The 16,345-nt window shown below is 46.7% G+C and carries 15 protein-coding genes; 10 read left to right on the plus strand and 5 right to left on the minus strand.

The annotated features are described in order from the left end of the window. From EL262_RS03060 to clpP, 5 genes are all read right to left on the minus strand, one after another. A complete protein-coding gene (locus EL262_RS03060; RefSeq protein ID WP_025838236.1) occupies nt 1-645 on the minus strand; it encodes an MBL fold metallo-hydrolase in 645 nt (214 codons plus the stop codon). A gap of 17 nt (nt 646-662) precedes the next feature. Continuing rightward, nucleotides 663-1,304, minus strand: coding sequence for a 16S rRNA (guanine(527)-N(7))-methyltransferase RsmG (gene rsmG / locus EL262_RS03065; protein ID WP_025838233.1), 642 nt, complete (start codon nt 1,302-1,304; stop codon nt 663-665). A 19-nt stretch (nt 1,305-1,323) separates the two neighbouring features. After that, nucleotides 1,324-3,513 carry a DNA helicase RecQ gene (gene recQ, locus EL262_RS03070; RefSeq protein ID WP_078735758.1) on the minus strand — a complete coding sequence of 730 codons (2,190 nt, stop codon included), beginning with the start codon at nt 3,511-3,513 and terminating at the stop codon, nt 1,324-1,326. Between the two features lie 81 nt (nt 3,514-3,594). After that, nucleotides 3,595-4,875 carry an ATP-dependent Clp protease ATP-binding subunit ClpX gene (gene clpX / locus EL262_RS03075; protein WP_078735757.1) on the minus strand — a complete coding sequence of 427 codons (1,281 nt, stop codon included), beginning with the start codon at nt 4,873-4,875 and terminating at the stop codon, nt 3,595-3,597. Nucleotides 4,876-4,883: 8 nt separating this feature from the next. Further along, nucleotides 4,884-5,582 carry an ATP-dependent Clp endopeptidase proteolytic subunit ClpP gene (gene clpP, locus EL262_RS03080; protein ID WP_036846227.1) on the minus strand — a complete coding sequence of 233 codons (699 nt, stop codon included), beginning with the start codon at nt 5,580-5,582 and terminating at the stop codon, nt 4,884-4,886. A gap of 373 nt (nt 5,583-5,955) precedes the next feature. Here clpP and panC point away from each other — a divergent pair, with 373 nt between their 5' ends. From panC to EL262_RS03130, 10 genes are all read left to right on the plus strand, one after another. Then, the gene (gene panC, locus EL262_RS03085; protein ID WP_025838230.1) at nt 5,956-6,819 is read left to right on the plus strand and encodes a pantoate--beta-alanine ligase; all 864 of its coding nucleotides are present in this window, start codon (nt 5,956-5,958) and stop codon (nt 6,817-6,819) included. A gap of 5 nt (nt 6,820-6,824) precedes the next feature. Then, on the plus strand, nt 6,825-8,336 hold the full coding sequence (locus EL262_RS03090) for a glycoside hydrolase family 10-like protein (protein ID WP_159442736.1): 1,512 nt from the start codon (nt 6,825-6,827) through the stop codon (nt 8,334-8,336). Between the two features lie 93 nt (nt 8,337-8,429). Further along, entirely contained in the window at nt 8,430-9,608 is a 1,179-nt protein-coding gene (locus EL262_RS03095) for an AIR synthase related protein (protein WP_051522735.1), read from the plus strand. Between the two features lie 5 nt (nt 9,609-9,613). Next, a complete protein-coding gene (prfA, locus tag EL262_RS03100) occupies nt 9,614-10,702 on the plus strand; it encodes a peptide chain release factor 1 (protein WP_025838227.1) in 1,089 nt (362 codons plus the stop codon). 19 nt (nt 10,703-10,721) lie between these two features. Beyond that, nucleotides 10,722-11,231: a bifunctional adenosylcobinamide kinase/adenosylcobinamide-phosphate guanylyltransferase gene (cobU, locus tag EL262_RS03105; protein ID WP_025838225.1), complete on the plus strand. Its 510-nt coding sequence runs from the start codon at nt 10,722-10,724 to the stop codon at nt 11,229-11,231. A gap of 23 nt (nt 11,232-11,254) precedes the next feature. Further along, a complete protein-coding gene (cobT, locus tag EL262_RS03110; RefSeq protein ID WP_025838222.1) occupies nt 11,255-12,271 on the plus strand; it encodes a nicotinate-nucleotide--dimethylbenzimidazole phosphoribosyltransferase in 1,017 nt (338 codons plus the stop codon). A 224-nt stretch (nt 12,272-12,495) separates the two neighbouring features. After that, nucleotides 12,496-13,290, plus strand: a complete 795-nt coding sequence (gene cobS, locus EL262_RS03115; protein WP_036846243.1) for an adenosylcobinamide-GDP ribazoletransferase — start codon at nt 12,496-12,498, stop codon at nt 13,288-13,290. A 70-nt stretch (nt 13,291-13,360) separates the two neighbouring features. Next, nucleotides 13,361-13,846 carry a histidine phosphatase family protein gene (locus EL262_RS03120; RefSeq protein ID WP_244919658.1) on the plus strand — a complete coding sequence of 162 codons (486 nt, stop codon included), beginning with the start codon at nt 13,361-13,363 and terminating at the stop codon, nt 13,844-13,846. Nucleotides 13,847-13,852: 6 nt separating this feature from the next. After that, complete coding sequence (locus EL262_RS03125) at nt 13,853-15,319, plus strand: cobyric acid synthase (protein ID WP_078735754.1); 1,467 nt, start codon at nt 13,853-13,855, stop codon at nt 15,317-15,319. After that, the gene (locus EL262_RS03130; protein ID WP_025838221.1) at nt 15,316-16,344 is read left to right on the plus strand and encodes a pyridoxal phosphate-dependent aminotransferase; all 1,029 of its coding nucleotides are present in this window, start codon (nt 15,316-15,318) and stop codon (nt 16,342-16,344) included. The genes EL262_RS03125 and EL262_RS03130 overlap by 4 nt, the downstream gene beginning before the upstream one ends. Nucleotide 16,345: the final 1 nt, after the last annotated feature.

Here is a 16,345-nt window from a genome sequence, read left to right on the forward strand (position 1 = left end):
TCATTTGGAGAAATAAGGGTTATTCCTCTTCTCGTAGCCCACAGTCGTTGCAGGCCCATGCCCCGGTAGCACAACAGTGTCATCGGGGAGGACGAACAACTGAGCCGTTATCGCCGAGATCAATGTGTCATAATCGCCTCCCCAAAGGTCTGTACGTCCTATACCCATATTGAATAAAGTATCTCCGGCAAAAACGACTCCCACGGTATTTGCATAAAAGACGACATGCGCCGGAGAATGCCCGGGGACAGGCAAGATTTTAAGTTCGGCATTACCGAAAGCAACACTCCCCCCCTCGCTCAAAGGGACAGGCGACATTTCCGCTACGGGAATATGCCCAAGTCCAAACAAGCGAAGTTGATCCTTAAGAGAAGGCAGCATCTCTATCTCCAATGCGGGCACTTCAAGATCCAGGCCCCATTTTTCCTTGACAAAAGGAGCCCCGATACAGTGATCAAAGTGTAAGTGTGTACATATAGCCCTGACCGGCTTAAGGTTTTTCTCCTCTACAAATCTTGTCAGAGCTACCTCTTCATCAGGAGTGAAACACCCCGGATCGATGATACAGGCTTCGGCAGTCTCATCCCAAACAAGATAAGTCTGCTCTCCGGCAAAATTAAAGGTAAATGAGTGGTATTGTATCATAATAGAATCAAGAATGGTTAAAGAGGTAGATAGACAATCTTCTTTGTCTCGAAAAACTCTTCCTGAAAAATGTCACTCAGATCCTCGACAGAGACAAGGTTTCGAAACGGATGCAACTCGGCCTGAAGATCCCCTCCTTTGAGAGCTATCACACCATTGGGCATAGAGTTCCTTTGTTTCCTTGTATCCACCAACTTTCGAGCAATGTCCACAAGATCAGAAGTCTGCATGGCTGCCCTACTGACAACAAAATCACACTTATCATCCTTGATGCTTTCAGCCCTTCCATGCACACAAGTCACATTTTTCAGACCGATAGCCTCAGCAACTGCAGTCACTACTCTGATTTTCTTGCCGATGCTATCTATGAGTGTAAATCGACACTGAGGAAAGAGTATCGCCAATGGAATGCCCGGGAATCCGCCACCGGTGCCGATATCAAATATCTTACTCTCGTCTCTGAAAGAAATGAATTTTGCGATGGCAAGCGAATGCAAGATATGGTTAGTGACAATGTTATCAATGTCTTTTCTGGAGATGACATTGATCTTTGTATTCCACTCCTCATACAAAGAAGGCAAAAGCCCCAACTGCCTTACTTGCTCAGAAGACAAGCCGGGGAAGTACTTCGTGATTGGCGATAAGTCTACAGTAGTCATGTCTCAGATAGAAATCGACTTAATTGGCCATTTCGGACAAAAACTTGATACGAACCAGCCTGATATCCTCCTCTTCGTAATCGGGACCCAACTCCTCCAAAGCCTTTTCGAGGCTGTCTGTCTCGGAGTTCTTGAAGTACTCGTATATATCTTCGATATGCTCCTCATCCATCACATCGGTGATAAAGTAGTTGAGGTTGATTTTTGTACCACTATATACGATTGTCTCTATTTCGTTGAGAAGTTCGTCGAAGTCCAAGTCAAAGGTATTTGCAATATCCTCCAACGACACCTTACGGTCGATAAGCTGGACGATGGAGACTTTCAGTTTTGACTTATTGGGGACTGTTCGGATACGGATATCTTCAGGGCGTTCGATCTCATTTTCTTTGACGTATTCATCAATGACCTTGACAAACTCTGTACCGAACTTCTGAGCCTTGTTCTGTCCCACACCGGATATGTTCTGCAACTCCGTGAGTGTAATAGGATAAAACGTAGCCATATCCTGCAAACTCTGTTCTTGGAATATGACATAAGGAGGCAGATCGAGTTTCTTGGCAAGCTTCTTTCTCAGATCTTTAAGGATAGAGAAGAGCTGTGGATCGGTCGCACCTCCGCTACTACCACTACTCTTGACCTCTTCTACCTGTTCGTCATCATCTTCATCAGGTACAGAGATATTGAATGATGTAGGGGTCTTGATGAAGCTTTTCCCTTTCTTTGTAAGCTTCAGGACTCCGAGTTTTTCTATGTTCTTATCGATGTACCCATTGATCATTGCCTCTCTCAAGATAAGATCGAGTACCTCAGAAGACACCTCCTCACAGCTACCGAACTCTTCCAGTTCATCGTGCTTGAATGTCTCTATGTCAGATGTCTTTTTACCCAATAGAAAATCCATCAGGTATTCTGTTTTCACTTTTTCTTTCAGGGCTGTGATGCCCTCCAACATGTTAAGCAGAGTCTCTTTTGCTTCCACTTTTTTTCTTTTATTCTTACAGTTATCACAGTTATGACAGTTGTCATGCTCATATATCTCTCCAAAGTAGTGGAGGAGGTATTTTCGTCTACATATGGAGGTCCGAGCATATTCGGCTGTCTCCATGAGGAGCTGACGACCTATCTCTCTTTCATTAGAACTCTTATTTTTGTTGTGCAAAAACTTATCCAGCTTCTGCATATCTTTATCACAATAAAATGCTATACAGATACCCTCTCCTCCGTCTCTTCCGGCACGCCCCGTCTCCTGATAATAGCCCTCAAGACTCTTAGGGATGTCGTAATGGATCACAAATCTCACATCCGGCTTATCTATACCCATACCGAAGGCAATGGTTGCCACGATGACATCTATATCTTCGTTGAGGAAAGCATCCTGACTCTCGGAGCGCAGGCCGGCATCGAGTCCGGCATGATAGGCATGAGCCTTGATACCATTGGCACAAAGGATCTTTGCGAACTCATCGACCTTCGTACGGCTCATACAATATACGATACCCGTCTTGCCCGGATTACTCTTGATGAACTTGATGATCTCGCGGTCCACATCGTTCGTCTTCTCCCGCACCTCATAGTACAAGTTTTCTCTGTTGAACGAACTGCTGAAGACATCTGCTTCCACCATTCCGAGATTTTTTTGTATATCTCCCTGTACCGTAGGTGTAGCTGTTGCGGTAAGAGCGATCATCGGTCTACGATGTATCTCGTTGACGATCTCTCGTATCCTCCTGTATTCGGGTCTGAAGTCATGCCCCCATTCGGAGATACAGTGAGCCTCATCAATGGCATAAAAAGACACTCCGATGGTCTTCAAGAAGTCAATATTCTCTTGCTTCGTCAACGATTCCGGAGCCACATAGAGCAATTTCGTCACGCCCGACTTCAAGTCCTCCTTGACCTGATCAAGTGTCACCTTATTCAGCGACGAATTGATGAAGTGAGCCACCGCATCATTTTCCGTATGCTGACGTATCGCATCGACTTGATTCTTCATGAGGGCGATGAGCGGAGATATGATGATCGCCGTCCCATCCAGCATCAATGCAGGAAGTTGGTAGCACAGAGACTTACCTGCACCTGTGGGCATGAGCACAAAGGTATCTCGTCCATCAAGGATATTCTCGATGATCTGCTGTTGGTATCCTTTGAAGCTGTCAAATCCAAAGTAGTGCCTTAGTTTTTGATGTAAAATCTCTGTTCTTTCCATAAATCCCGATCAGTTAGATAGATCCGACAGGCAAAAGAGGATCCCCCCACACTGCCCAATCTATCAACTAAGTTAGGTATTTCATTGAGTATTTACAATATGTTCGATGTCGGTATGTCGAAAATGTTTTTCGGCATACTCTTTCGTGATGTGTAGCTCACTCACATCCTGCGAAGGTATCTCATACATCGCATCCATCATAATACTCTCAAAGATAGACCGAAGCCCTCTTGCACCGATGTTGTACTCTTGAGCTTTGTCGACAATGAAGTCGTAGACCTCATCATCGATCTTGAGATCCACGTCATCCATCTCCATGAGTTTGCTGTACTGCTTGGAGATCGCATTTTGGGGCTGAGTCAATATTGTCCTCAACGTATCTCTATCCAATGGTTGGAGATAAGTAAGGATAGGAAGACGGCCTATAATCTCAGGGATTAGCCCGAAAGCCTTGAGATCCGAAGGTGTCACATACTTGAGAAGATCGTCCTTGCTGATATCTTTTGAGTTTTTGCCGGCTGTGTAACCGACCACACGAGTGTTGAGACGTTGAGCAATCTTTCGCTCTATGCCATCGAATGCCCCACCACAGATAAATAAAATGTTCTCCGTATTGACCACGATCATCTTCTGCTCGGGGTGCTTACGTCCACCTTGTGGAGGCACATTGACATCTGTCCCCTCAAGGAGTTTGAGCAGACTTTGCTGAACCCCCTCGCCACTGACATCCCTTGTGATCGATGGGTTGTCACCCTTACGGGCTATCTTATCTATTTCGTCGATGAAGACAATCCCACGCTGAGCAGCATCCACATCATAGTCTGCTGCTTGGAGAAGGCGTGTCAATATACTCTCCACATCTTCTCCGACATAGCCGGCTTGTGTAAACACAGTGGCATCCACGATGGTGAAAGGCACCTTCAGGAGCTTGGATATCGTCTTTGCAAGCAATGTCTTTCCGGTACCCGTAGGTCCGACGATGATAATGTTGCTCTTGTCGATCTCGACCTCATCTTTATCTTCGCTGTGATAAAGATCTTCCAGATGAAGCAACCTTTTATAATGATTATAAACGGCAACGGCCAAGGACTTCTTCGCAGCTTGTTGTCCCATCACGAAGAGGTCGAGATACTCGACGATCTCCTTAGGCTTGGGTAGCTCACTCATCTGATGGATCTCGAATGAGTCCGGTCTGATCTGTCGCATAGCCTCCTGCACTGCATTGTGAACAGAGGTGGCACATTCGTTGCAGATATTTCCCACAGGTCCAGGCACGAGGAACTCAAGCATCGACTCGGGTCGCCCACAGACACTGCAGGATTGTTCTTCCTTAAACTTATTGTTTTGAGATTTCTTTGCCATTGTCCGCCTTACTCCTTAGTCTTCTTTTCACGAACAAGCACCTTGTCGATCATTCCATACTTGAGAGCCTCCTCCGAAGTCATCCAATAATCTCTGTCGCTGTCTCGCTCGACCTGCTCCACACTCATGCCTGAGTGATCGGAGATGATCTTATAGAGTTCCTGCTTGACTCTGAGGATCTCTCGGGCTGCGATTTCAAGATCTGAAGCCTGCCCTTGCATACCTCCAAGAGGCTGGTGGATCATCACGCGAGAGTGTGGCAAAGCAAAACGTTTGCCCTTCTCTCCGGCAACAAGAATGACAGAAGCCATCGAAGCTGCCATGCCGGTGCATATCGTGGACACATCACAACTGATATATTGCATCGTGTCGTATATACCATAACCGGCATATACCGACCCACCGGGCGAATTGATATAAATCGAAATATCCTTGCCCGGATCGCTTGTATCGAGGAAAAGTAGCTGAGCTTGAATCACATTGGCCACATAGTCGTTGATAGGAGCACCGAGGAAGATGATACGATCCATCATCAATCTGGAAAACACATCCATCTGTGCAATATTTAACTGTCTCTCCTCGATAATACTTGGAGAGATATATCCTCCACCCTGAGCTACGATGCTGTTGTAGTCATGGAGCGTCTGAGAGCTGATACCAAGATGCTTGGTAGCAAACTTCTGAAATTCATCTTTTATGGTGTACATATATTTATTGTGATTATAGAGACACACGAAGAGGTCTCATCTTGACATTTCAGGACTAAAGGTATAAGTTTTTTCGCAACTGACAAGCCGGCGATGAATATTCGCTCAGAGATTGTCATATTTATCTTTCGTAAGACTCTCATAGGTTATATAAGAGCAAAAAAGAAGATCTCTCGATGCTCTGAAAAAAGTCGTAGGACTTGATGAAGAAGATCGTAGAACTCGTGATCGAAAGTCGTAAGGATTAATTTTGAAGATCCTACGACCTTGTGTTTTGGGCATTGCAAGCTGATAAATTGGGAAACACCGTCGGTTATGGTATATGTTTTGTAACTTTGGGGTCTGATACAATCACTAACGCAAAGATAAAGACATGATCATCATAAGAGAAAAATCTGCCCTCATGGAGGCAGTCAAGAGAGCAAAGTCTGAGGGTATGACTATTGGCTTTGTGCCAACGATGGGGGGGCTACACGCCGGTCATCTCAGTCTTATCGAACGATGCAAAGAGGAGACCGACTTCTGTGTCGCAAGCGTCTTCCTCAACCCGACACAGTTTAACGACAAAAATGACTTGGTCACTTATCCTCACGACCCCGTACAAGATGAGGCCCTCCTCCAACTCGCGGGCGTAGACATCATGTTTGCCCCTTCGGCTGAAGAAATGTACGAAGCCGGAGAGACTGCTCCTAAGTTTGACATCGGCAGAGTGGCAGAAGTCATGGAAGGTGCCCACCGCCCCGGCCACTTCGAGGGGGTCACATGGGTAGTGAGCAAGCTCTTCAGACTGGTCAATCCGGACAAAGCCTTTTTTGGTGAAAAAGATTTCCAGCAAATAGCAGTTATTCGTCGCATGATAGAGGTATCGGAGGATATGAAAGAGATAGAAATTGTCCCCTGCCCTGTCATCAGAGAGGCTGACGGCCTTGCAATGAGTTCGAGAAACAACAGACTTTCAGACGAGCAAAGAAGTGCTGCGCCCAAGATATTTGAAGCTCTTCAAGCGGGTTCAGAGGCTCAAAAGTCGGGTTCAGATGTAGATGAAGTCCATCGGCTTGTGGTCGATATGATCGACAAGCATCCACTCCTCAAAGTCGAGTATTTCAGCATTGTCGATGGTCGTACTCTCGAAGACGTAAAGACATGGGACGAAGCAGAAGATGTAGTCGGATGCATTACGGTATTCTGCGGAGAAGTGCGTCTGATAGACCATATTCATCTCACTTCCAAAGGATAAAAGCCATGAAAAGGCTCATAGTCCTCACCGCACTGACAGTCTCCACACTCATGTGTGGCCAGGCTGTCGGAGCTTCGGCACAGGCACAGCCTGACAGCATCATCACAAAGAAGTATGAGGTACGTGCCGTCTGGCTTACAACGATATTCAACCTCGACTGGCCCAAAAGACCGGCACAGACACAGAAAGATGAGAAGAGACAGCAACAAGAGTTGTCTGCTTTTCTCGACAGGCTATACAACGCAGGCATCAATACCGTCTACCTCCAAGTCAGAGGGAGGGGTGACTTGATATACCCCTCTTCGATAGAACCCATAAGTCCCGCTATCAAAGGGAAATACTTGCCTTCACTGTCTTATGATCCTCTGAAATATGCAATCGATGAGTGCCACAAGAGGGGTATGAGAGTCCACGCTTGGCTTGTGACATTACCACTTGGCTCCGCGTCTTATGTCAAGACTTTGGGCTCAAATGCATACGTCAAGAACAACCCAAGACATTGCCTTAAATACCAAGGTGAGTGGTATATGGATCCTTCTTCAGAGGAGACCATCAAGCACCTAAGGAAAATCGTGAAGGAACTGGCCTGCAAGTATGAGATAGATGGTGTTCAGTTGGATTACATCCGCTATCCTTCGAACAAAGATGACTTCCCCGACAGGCAAACTTATGCCAGATCCGGATCGAGACTCAGCAAAGAAGAGTGGCGTAAAGCAAACATCAACAGGATAGTCTCCGGCATATACGAACAAGTCAAAGCAATTCGTCCCGAGATAGAAGTCAGTGCCTCCCCTCTCGGTAAGTACAGAGAAGTGAAATCATTGGGCGAAGTGGGTTGGACAGCTCTCGAAAGCGTACATCAAGATCCTCTTCAATGGGAAAAGGAGACAAAGATAGATGCGTTGGCTCCGATGTTGTACTACAAGGAGAAGTTGTTTTATCCTTTCGTGGAGGATTGGACGAATGTATTTAAGACACCGATCATCGTCGGTCTTGGATCCTACAGATTGATGAAAGGGGAAGGGAATTGGAAATTGGATGAGGTCTTGGCTCAGGTCAGGTATGTCCAACAGCATGAAAAGACTTCGGGGATGGCTTTTTTCCGAGCAGATCAGGTGGTATCACCTACATTCGGTCTTTATGAGCAACTCAAAGACAGCTTATTTGTACGCCCCACCCTTCCACTCAAAGCAGAGGGCAGAGCATCTGACACAAAGCCCTCACAGATAGAAATCAAAGAACAAAAGGATGGACTTCATCTGTCTTGGCAGTATGATGCATCAAGAGATGAAAGAGTCATGTATGTCATCTACGTTTCTACCAACGAGGAAGTGAATGTCGATCGTGGCAGTCACATGGTCGCCAGAAGTCTTACAAATGAGATCCTCATCCCATGGAAACAAATTCCTCAAGACAGCCTTATCACATTTACCATATCCGTCTACAATGTCAGAAATGGCAAAGAGACTGTCTCTGCAGAGAAGCATGCTTACTATAGGACATCAGACCCAAAATAACCCTCTGCTCGGCTCATTGTCAGAGAAAAACAAAAGAGAATATCTCAGCATAATATTTGGTATATTTGCATTAGCAATAAATAAATCGAAACTATGGCAACTATAAATCCCAACGAAATGTATCGCCTTAGAGGTGTTTCTGCCGACAAAGAGGAGGTACACAACGCGATAAAAAATGTAGACAAAGGACTCTTTCCTCAAGCCTTTTGCAAGCTCACTCCGGACTTGCTTGGTGGCGATCCCGAGTATTGTAACTTGATGCACGCCGATGGTGCAGGGACAAAGAGTTCGTTGGCTTACTTGTATTGGAAGGAAACGGGAGATCTATCCGTATGGAAAGGGATTGCACAAGATGCCATAGTCATGAATATCGATGACCTGCTTTGTGTGGGCGCAACAGACCGAATACTTTTATCATCAACCATCGGACGCAACAAGAGACTCATCCCCGGAGAGGTCATCGGAGCTGTCATCAATGGGACAGAAGAGATACTTCAGTCGTTGAGAGATCAAGGTGTAGGCATACACTCGACCGGTGGAGAGACTGCCGATGTGGGAGATCTTGTACGCACAATCATTGTGGACAGCACCGTAACTTGCCGTATGCGTCGTGACGAAGTCATAGACAATGCAAACATCAAGGGAGGCGATGTCATCGTAGGCCTTTGTTCGTATGGACAAGCGACTTATGAAGATGCCTACAATGGTGGTATGGGTAGCAATGGACTTACGTCTGCACGACATGATGTATTCGGGCATTATCTTGCAGAGAAATACCCTGAGTCGTACGATACAGGACTACCTGATGATGTGATCTACTGTGGAAAGAAGAATCTCACCGACCCTGTACCGGGTACAGGTGTTGACTTTGGGAAGTTGGTCCTGTCCCCTACTCGTACTTATGCCCCTGTGATCGCAGAAGTCCTCAGACAGCATAGAAAAGATATTCATGGCATGATCCACTGTACCGGAGGAGCTCAGACAAAGGTTATGCATTTCGTCAAAGGGAAAAGGGTCATCAAGGATGCTTGGTTCGACATCCCCCCATTATTCAAAACAATCATGGAAGAGGGGAAAACACCGGCAAAGGAACTCTACAAAGTCTTCAACATGGGACACCGCATGGAATTGTATGTGCCTGCCGATATAGCTGGCGAGTTGATTGAGATCTCTCGTAGTTTCAACATCGATGCCAAGATCATTGGTCGTGTTGAGGAGACGGAGCACAATCAACTCATCTTGGATACGCCGTTAGGACGTTTTGAATACTGATGTCAATGGCAGAAGGACTTGATATACTCAAACGGACAGAAGGTCTGAAGGAAAGGTTCGCCGAGGTCACGACGATGATCTCGGATCCTGATGTGATCTCTGATAGGGCGAGGTTCGAAAAGCTCAGTCGTGAGTACAAAGACTTGGAAGCGATCGTCGTCACGACAGATAGGTATAGGTCACTTTTGGATCAGCTCCAAGAAAATAGAGAACTCCTATCTTCAGAAAAAGATGAGGACATGGTAGGATTTATCAAAGAAGAGATATCCTCGATTGAAGATGAGATCCCTCACCTTGAAGAAGAAATAAAGCTACTCCTCGTCCCCAAGGATCCCGAAGACAGCAAAAACACCATCATCGAGATACGTGGGGGCACGGGAGGCGATGAGGCCGCACTCTTTGCGGGAGATCTGTACAAGATGTATGTACGTTACTGCGAATCTCGTGGATGGAGATGCACGACAACATCAATGAGTGAAGGAACTTTGGGAGGATTTAAGGAGATTGTTTTCACTGTCGAAGGGGAAGGTGTCTATGGCACACTCAAGTATGAGTCCGGGGTGCATCGTGTGCAACGAGTGCCGCAGACAGAGACCCAAGGGCGTGTACACACCTCGGCTGCCACAGTGGCTGTATTGCCCGAGGCAGACGAGTTTGAGGTAGACATCAAGGAGTCTGACATACGTATAGACCTTTTTTGCAGTTCCGGAGCCGGAGGTCAGTCCGTCAATACGACCTACTCTGCCGTTCGGTTGGTACACATACCCACCGGGATTGTCGTGCAAAGCCAAGACGAGCGATCTCAGTTGAAGAATAAGGCCAAGGCCATGACCGAACTACGGACACGCATCTACAACCTTGAACATCAGAAGTATCTGGACGAGATAGCCTCCAAGCGCAAGACCATGGTCTCGACGGGTGACAGGTCGGCTAAAATACGTACCTACAACTATCCTCAAGGGCGTGTCACCGATCATCGTATCAACCTCACTCTGTATCAACTCAGCGATATCATTGGAGGTAATATACAACCTCTCATAGATGCCCTCACAGTGGCTGAAAATGCAGAGCGTTTGAAGTCTGCAGAACTCTAATAACCTAACCCCAAAAGTTATGCATAAGATCATATTTGTAACAGGAGGGCAACGCTCGGGTAAAAGTGCTTTTGCACAAAACCTTGCAGAAAGTCTTTCGGCTCATCGGATTTATCTCGCAACCGCAAGGCACTGGGATGCAGACTTCGACAAGCGTATCAGATTGCATCAAGAAGCAAGGGGGAGTGGCTGGGAGACACTGGAGGAAGAAAAGTATCTCAGCAGGAACGATCTGTCGGGTAAAGTCGTTCTACTCGACTGTATAACACTCTGGCTGACAAATATTTATCACGACAACGAATACAAGATGCAACCCACCCTGTCGGAAGCTAAAGAAGAGTGGAACAAGTTCATCGAACAAGACTTCACCCTCATCGTGGTGAGCAATGAAATCGGCATGGGGCTACACCCCATAGATGAATCCACACGTCACTTTGCCGACATACATGGGTGGATCAATCAGCATGTGGCATCATCCGCCGATGAGGTCTATCTGACCGTCTCAGGCATACCCGTAAAGATCAAATAATGAGTTATTAAATACCCTCTTTGATGAAAACATTTGACGAACAACTCTGGGAAAAAATCAATACTCGCACCAAACCTTTGGGCTCTTTGGGCAAATTGGAACAGATTGCCTTCAAAATAGGTAAGATACAACAAACCCTTTCGCCAGGGCTACGCAACCCGGCAATGCTTGTCTTTGCTGCAGACCATGGCATAGCAGACGAAGGTGTCAGTCCCTGCCCTAAAGAGATCACGTGGCAGATGGTGCAAAACTTCGTCAACGGAGGTGCCGGTATCAGTGTGTTCTGCAAGCAACACAACATCCACCTGAGAGTAATCGATGGCGGTGTGGACTATGACTTCCCCGAAGAGCTCAATGTAGAGAGCTGTAAACTGGCAAGAGGTACACGCAACATGAGATACGAACCGGCGATGACCATAGAACTCTGTCAAACAGCGATGAACAAGGGAGCTGAGTATGTCCGTCAAGAGTACGAAAGAGGATGCAATGTCATTGGCTTTGGAGAGATGGGCATCGGCAATACCTCTCCGGCCTCACTTCTTCTGCATAAGTTTGTGGGTACTCCTCTCGACGTCGCAGTCGGGAGAGGAGCCGGTCTTACCGATGATGGTCTGAAGCATAAATACAACATCCTCAAAGAAGTCTCAGAAAAGTATAACCCTCAGACACCTCTTGAAACCCTTGCCACTTTCGGAGGTATAGAGATCGCTATGATATGTGGCGCAGTCCTTGAAGCCAAACGACTCAATATGTTGATCATAGCCGATGGTTTTATCACCTCATCCGGCTTCTTGGCAGCCTATGAGATGCAGCCAGATATCTTGGACAATGTCATCTTCAGCCATGCTTCAAAAGAACCGGGACATAAATCCATGGTCGAGTACATGAAGGGTGACCCTATCTTACACTTGGATCTCAGACTAGGTGAAGGGACAGGAGTTGCTATCGCTTACCCCATCATACAGTCAGCACTTGTCTTCCTCAACGAGATGGCGAGCTTTGACGAAACCGGAGTTTTTGAGGTCGAGAAACATAGGTAATCTCATCCAAAAACGTCTGAATAAAAAGTATTTCACCCTAAATATTTTTGAAAAAAAGTATCAAATCGAGATAAATATTTCGGCTTTGTCCGACAAGCGACAGAATTCGTTCTATCACGGAACAGAAAAAATTCTGTCGGGGCACAGACGAGGCTCCACTCTACAACACGAACCAATAGATTGCCGTTGATCAATCTTTCCTTCAACAAACACTGACAACCGCGATGCGTAAGGCTCCAAAGTATCTTCTCGTAGGTCGAAACCAGCTGAATTTGCTTCGACACGCCTTCCTTTTTTACAGCAGAATACCTATAGGAAAGGTAGACTATTCGGACGAAAACCTGATTAAGGCTTTTCGTTACTTCCCTCTCGTAGGGATTGTGGTGGGAGGCATTTCGGCATTGGTATATGTATTGTCTGATCTCGTCTTACCACAGTATGTCAGCATACTATTCGGTATCATTGCGGGCGTCGTCATGACGGGTGCTCTTCACGAGGATGGGCTGTCGGACTTCTTCGATGCTTTCGGAGGTGCTCATGACAAAGAAAAAGCCTTGGAGATCATGAAGGACAGCCATATAGGAGCTTATGGTGTGTTGTCTCTCATCATGATTTTTCTTACGAAGTACAGCCTCCTTCTATCCATCCCTTCGACTTATATCCCTTGGATATTCATAGCCTCGGGAGCTTCGGCTCGCCTGATGTCAATCATAACCTCAAGGCTCTCGACCTACGCGAGGAATGAAAATCAACGGAGCAAGTCACTACATCTACGTATAGGGATAGACAATGTCACCACCGCTATCGCCACCCTCTTTGCCATAGCCCCTTTGGCACTGCTGCCTTGGCAAGTCTCAGCTGTCGCCGTGCCAATATACACAATCATATTGTTTGTGATGAAATGGTACACAGAGCGACGTATAGGAGGATATACGGGAGATACGCTGGGAGCTCTCGAGCAGTTTTGCGAAGTCGCTTTTTATCTCTCTGCAAGCGTAACGCTTGGTATATTCCCCTGAGCTGTCCATGCCCCTCACCCTACTACGTCATACTCAAGTAGCCGTACCTCAAGGCGTCTGCTATGGTCAAATGGATGTAGCCCTGCGTACATCCTACACGGAAGAATGGGCAGAAATATCTTCACGCCTTGGCAAAGGGTTATTTACAAAGGTATATTCAAGTCCGTTGTCAAGATGTAAGCTCCTTGCTGATCATCTGAGTCCGGAAGTCATAGAAGACTCAAGATTGATAGAACTCAACTTCGGGGTCTGGGAGGGATGGACGTGGGATCAAATCTTCGAGACAAAGGAAGGGAAAGAGTGGTTCGACGACTACATAAATACATCCACGCCAGACGGAGAATCTTACAAGGCTCTCGTGGAGCGTGTACGTGATTTCATCGCAGACTTGCCACGAAAGGATGAGGACATCCTGATAGTCACTCATGCCGGAGTGATCAGAGCTTTCATGCACTTACTCGAAGGCATCAGCATAGAAGAGGCATTCCAGACAACCATAGACTATGGGCAACTCATCACTTATCAAGACATTAATCTCTCCACTTTCAGCAAATAACAGGCAATGAAGAAACTCCGTCCTATAATGTTCGTAGGGACAGGCTCCGATGTCGGGAAGTCTGTCATCAATACGGGATTTTGCCGTATGTTCGTGCAAGATGGGTACAGTCCTGCACCATTCAAGGCGCAAAATATGTCCCTCAACAGCTATGCCACCATAGACAACCTCGAAATCGGTCGAGCACAAGCAGTCCAAGCCGAAGCGTGTAAGATACCTTGCTGTGTAGAGATGAACCCTGTCCTCCTTAAGCCGACAAACAACCTCACATCACAGGTGGTCCTCAACGGCAAACCTTCGGGCAACAAGTCAGCCTCAGAGTATTTCAATGAGACCGATAGGGATGCCCTGTTTGAAGAAGTGATCAAGTCCTACAATACGCTCAGCGAGAGGCATAATCCTATCGTTATAGAGGGAGCCGGAAGTATATCGGAAATCAATCTTTGGAAGAAAGACATCGTCAATATGCGTGTTGCCCTCAGAACCGGAGCTGCGACTTATCTTGTGGCAGACATCGACAGAGGGGGGGTCTTTGCGAGTGTGTATGGGACGATTGCACTGCTCCCAAAGGAGCAAAGAGAAGCCATCAAAGGGATCATCATCAACAAGTTCAGAGGAGACCTCAAACTGTTCGATGAGGGGCGAAAGATCATCGAAGATCTTACCGGTATTCCGGTCGTAGGTGTCGTCCCTTATGCCAAGGATATATTCATCGAGCAAGAGGATGGCGTCGCCATAGATCACAGTAGCAGAACCCCTGTCGCAGACAAGATAAACGTAGGTGTGGTACTTCTGAAGTATATGTCCAACTTCACGGACTTCAATATGCTTCAACAAACACCCGGCGTTCACCTCTACTATTCGGATGATCCGATGACTCTCTCACAAGCAGATATCATCATCATCCCGGGATCCAAGAACACGATATCAGATCTCATCGTCCTCAAAGAAAAAGGTATAGACTCGGTGCTCCGACAGCATATAGCATCAGAGAAATGTCTCTACGGGATATGCGGAGGCTATCAGATGATGGGCGAGAAAGTACTCGACCCACATGGTATAGAGGGCTCCATCTCCGAAGTCGACGGTCTTGGGATCATCCCGACAGTAACGGTACTTGAAAAGGGTAAGCAAACAAGTCAATGTACATTCAACTTTGTAAAAGGTAATGCACAAGGACAGGGTTATGAGATACATGCCGGCAAGACGACGACAACAACCCCTCGCCCTCTTTGCCTTCTGAGCAATGGAGAAGAAGATGGCTACTACCTCAACGACAAGGTATGGGGAAGTTATGTCCACGGTATATTTGACAATGCATCGGTGATTACCTCTGTCGTCAGACAGATCGATGCAACATTCACGTCGGGCATTGACTACAAAGCCAAAAAAGAAGAAGGATACGACCAGTTGGCACAACTCATTCGGGATCACATTGACATTGATTACGTTTATAAGACTTTGGAACTATGATTACGGGACATGGAGATGATGCTTACAACTACCCCGATGGGATCATAGGCGACTTTAGTTCGAATGTCCCCTACTCCCATCATGGCACCCTTGTGGCAGAGCATTTGTGCCGGGAGGTATCTCGTATTCACAACTACCCCGATCCACAAGCACGCCAACTCACACAAGCCCTTCGAGAGCATCATCACCTAAATGAGGGTACAGATATCTTGATCACCAATGGTTCGGCAGAGAGCTTTTATCTCCTTGCACATCTATTCTCGGGATCAAAGAGCATCATCACCTACCCTTCGTTTGCAGAATACGAAGATGCTTGCGCCTTGTACAAGCATGACATAACATACCTTGATCTAAAGGAGATCAACATCTCGTCTATTGCAGGTAGTAGGACTCTGTGGTTCGCCCTACCCAACAATCCCGATGGATACATCATGCCTATCGAAAAGATCAGAGCTTTGTGTGCCGAGCATCCGGATACTTTTATCATCATCGATAATGCCTACGGAGAGTTATGTCCGTCGTCTGCAGATCTCATCCCTCTACATAGCGAATTTCCCAACCTTATTTCAGTACACTCTCTGACCAAGACCTTTGCCATACCGGGTCTTCGACTGGGCTATACCATAGCATCTACAGAAGTCGTGTCGGCATTGCAGTCCTATCGCATCCCCTGGAGTGTCAATAGCCTCGCACTTAGTGCCGGCCTTTTCATTGTTCGCAATTATAACGGACTCCGCCCCGATGCTCACGCTCTCTGTGACGAGTCTGAACAACTGCAGCGAATGCTTGGTGAAATACAGGGTCTCGAAGTCTACCCCTCTCTGTGTAACTTCTTCCTCTGCAAGCTCCTGAAAGGTACTGCAGCGGACCTCAAGGAATATCTGGCAACTCAGCACAAACTACTGATACGAAACGCCGACAACTTCAGAGGACTCACAGCACAACACTTCCGAGTATCGGTGCAGGGGGATGATCTGAACAGTCTCCTCTGCCACGGTATAAAGATGTACTTACAAACGGTCTAAA

This window comes from Porphyromonas cangingivalis (assembly GCF_900638305.1).
GTDB lineage: Bacteria > Bacteroidota > Bacteroidia > Bacteroidales > Porphyromonadaceae > Porphyromonas_A > Porphyromonas_A cangingivalis.

Bases quoted from the DNA above. Each gene is read 5' to 3' on its own strand.
- EL262_RS03090 (WP_159442736.1), top strand. From the start codon at position 6,825: ATGAAAAGGCTCATAGTCCTCACCGCACTGACAGTCTCCACACTCATG.
- EL262_RS03095 (WP_051522735.1), top strand. From the start codon at position 8,430: ATGGCAACTATAAATCCCAACGAAATGTATCGCCTTAGAGGTGTTTCT.
- clpX (WP_078735757.1), bottom strand. From the start codon at position 4,875: ATGGCAAAGAAATCTCAAAACAATAAGTTTAAGGAAGAACAATCCTGC.
- prfA (WP_025838227.1), top strand. From the start codon at position 9,614: ATGGCAGAAGGACTTGATATACTCAAACGGACAGAAGGTCTGAAGGAA.
- cobS (WP_036846243.1), top strand. From the start codon at position 12,496: ATGCGTAAGGCTCCAAAGTATCTTCTCGTAGGTCGAAACCAGCTGAAT.
- recQ (WP_078735758.1), bottom strand. From the start codon at position 3,513: ATGGAAAGAACAGAGATTTTACATCAAAAACTAAGGCACTACTTTGGA.
- EL262_RS03130 (WP_025838221.1), top strand. From the start codon at position 15,316: ATGATTACGGGACATGGAGATGATGCTTACAACTACCCCGATGGGATC.
- panC (WP_025838230.1), top strand. From the start codon at position 5,956: ATGATCATCATAAGAGAAAAATCTGCCCTCATGGAGGCAGTCAAGAGA.
- EL262_RS03120 (WP_244919658.1), top strand. From the start codon at position 13,361: ATGGATGTAGCCCTGCGTACATCCTACACGGAAGAATGGGCAGAAATA.
- EL262_RS03060 (WP_025838236.1), bottom strand. From the start codon at position 645: ATGATACAATACCACTCATTTACCTTTAATTTTGCCGGAGAGCAGACT.
- rsmG (WP_025838233.1), bottom strand. From the start codon at position 1,304: ATGACTACTGTAGACTTATCGCCAATCACGAAGTACTTCCCCGGCTTG.
- cobU (WP_025838225.1), top strand. From the start codon at position 10,722: ATGCATAAGATCATATTTGTAACAGGAGGGCAACGCTCGGGTAAAAGT.
- EL262_RS03125 (WP_078735754.1), top strand. From the start codon at position 13,853: ATGAAGAAACTCCGTCCTATAATGTTCGTAGGGACAGGCTCCGATGTC.
- cobT (WP_025838222.1), top strand. From the start codon at position 11,255: ATGAAAACATTTGACGAACAACTCTGGGAAAAAATCAATACTCGCACC.
- clpP (WP_036846227.1), bottom strand. From the start codon at position 5,582: ATGTACACCATAAAAGATGAATTTCAGAAGTTTGCTACCAAGCATCTT.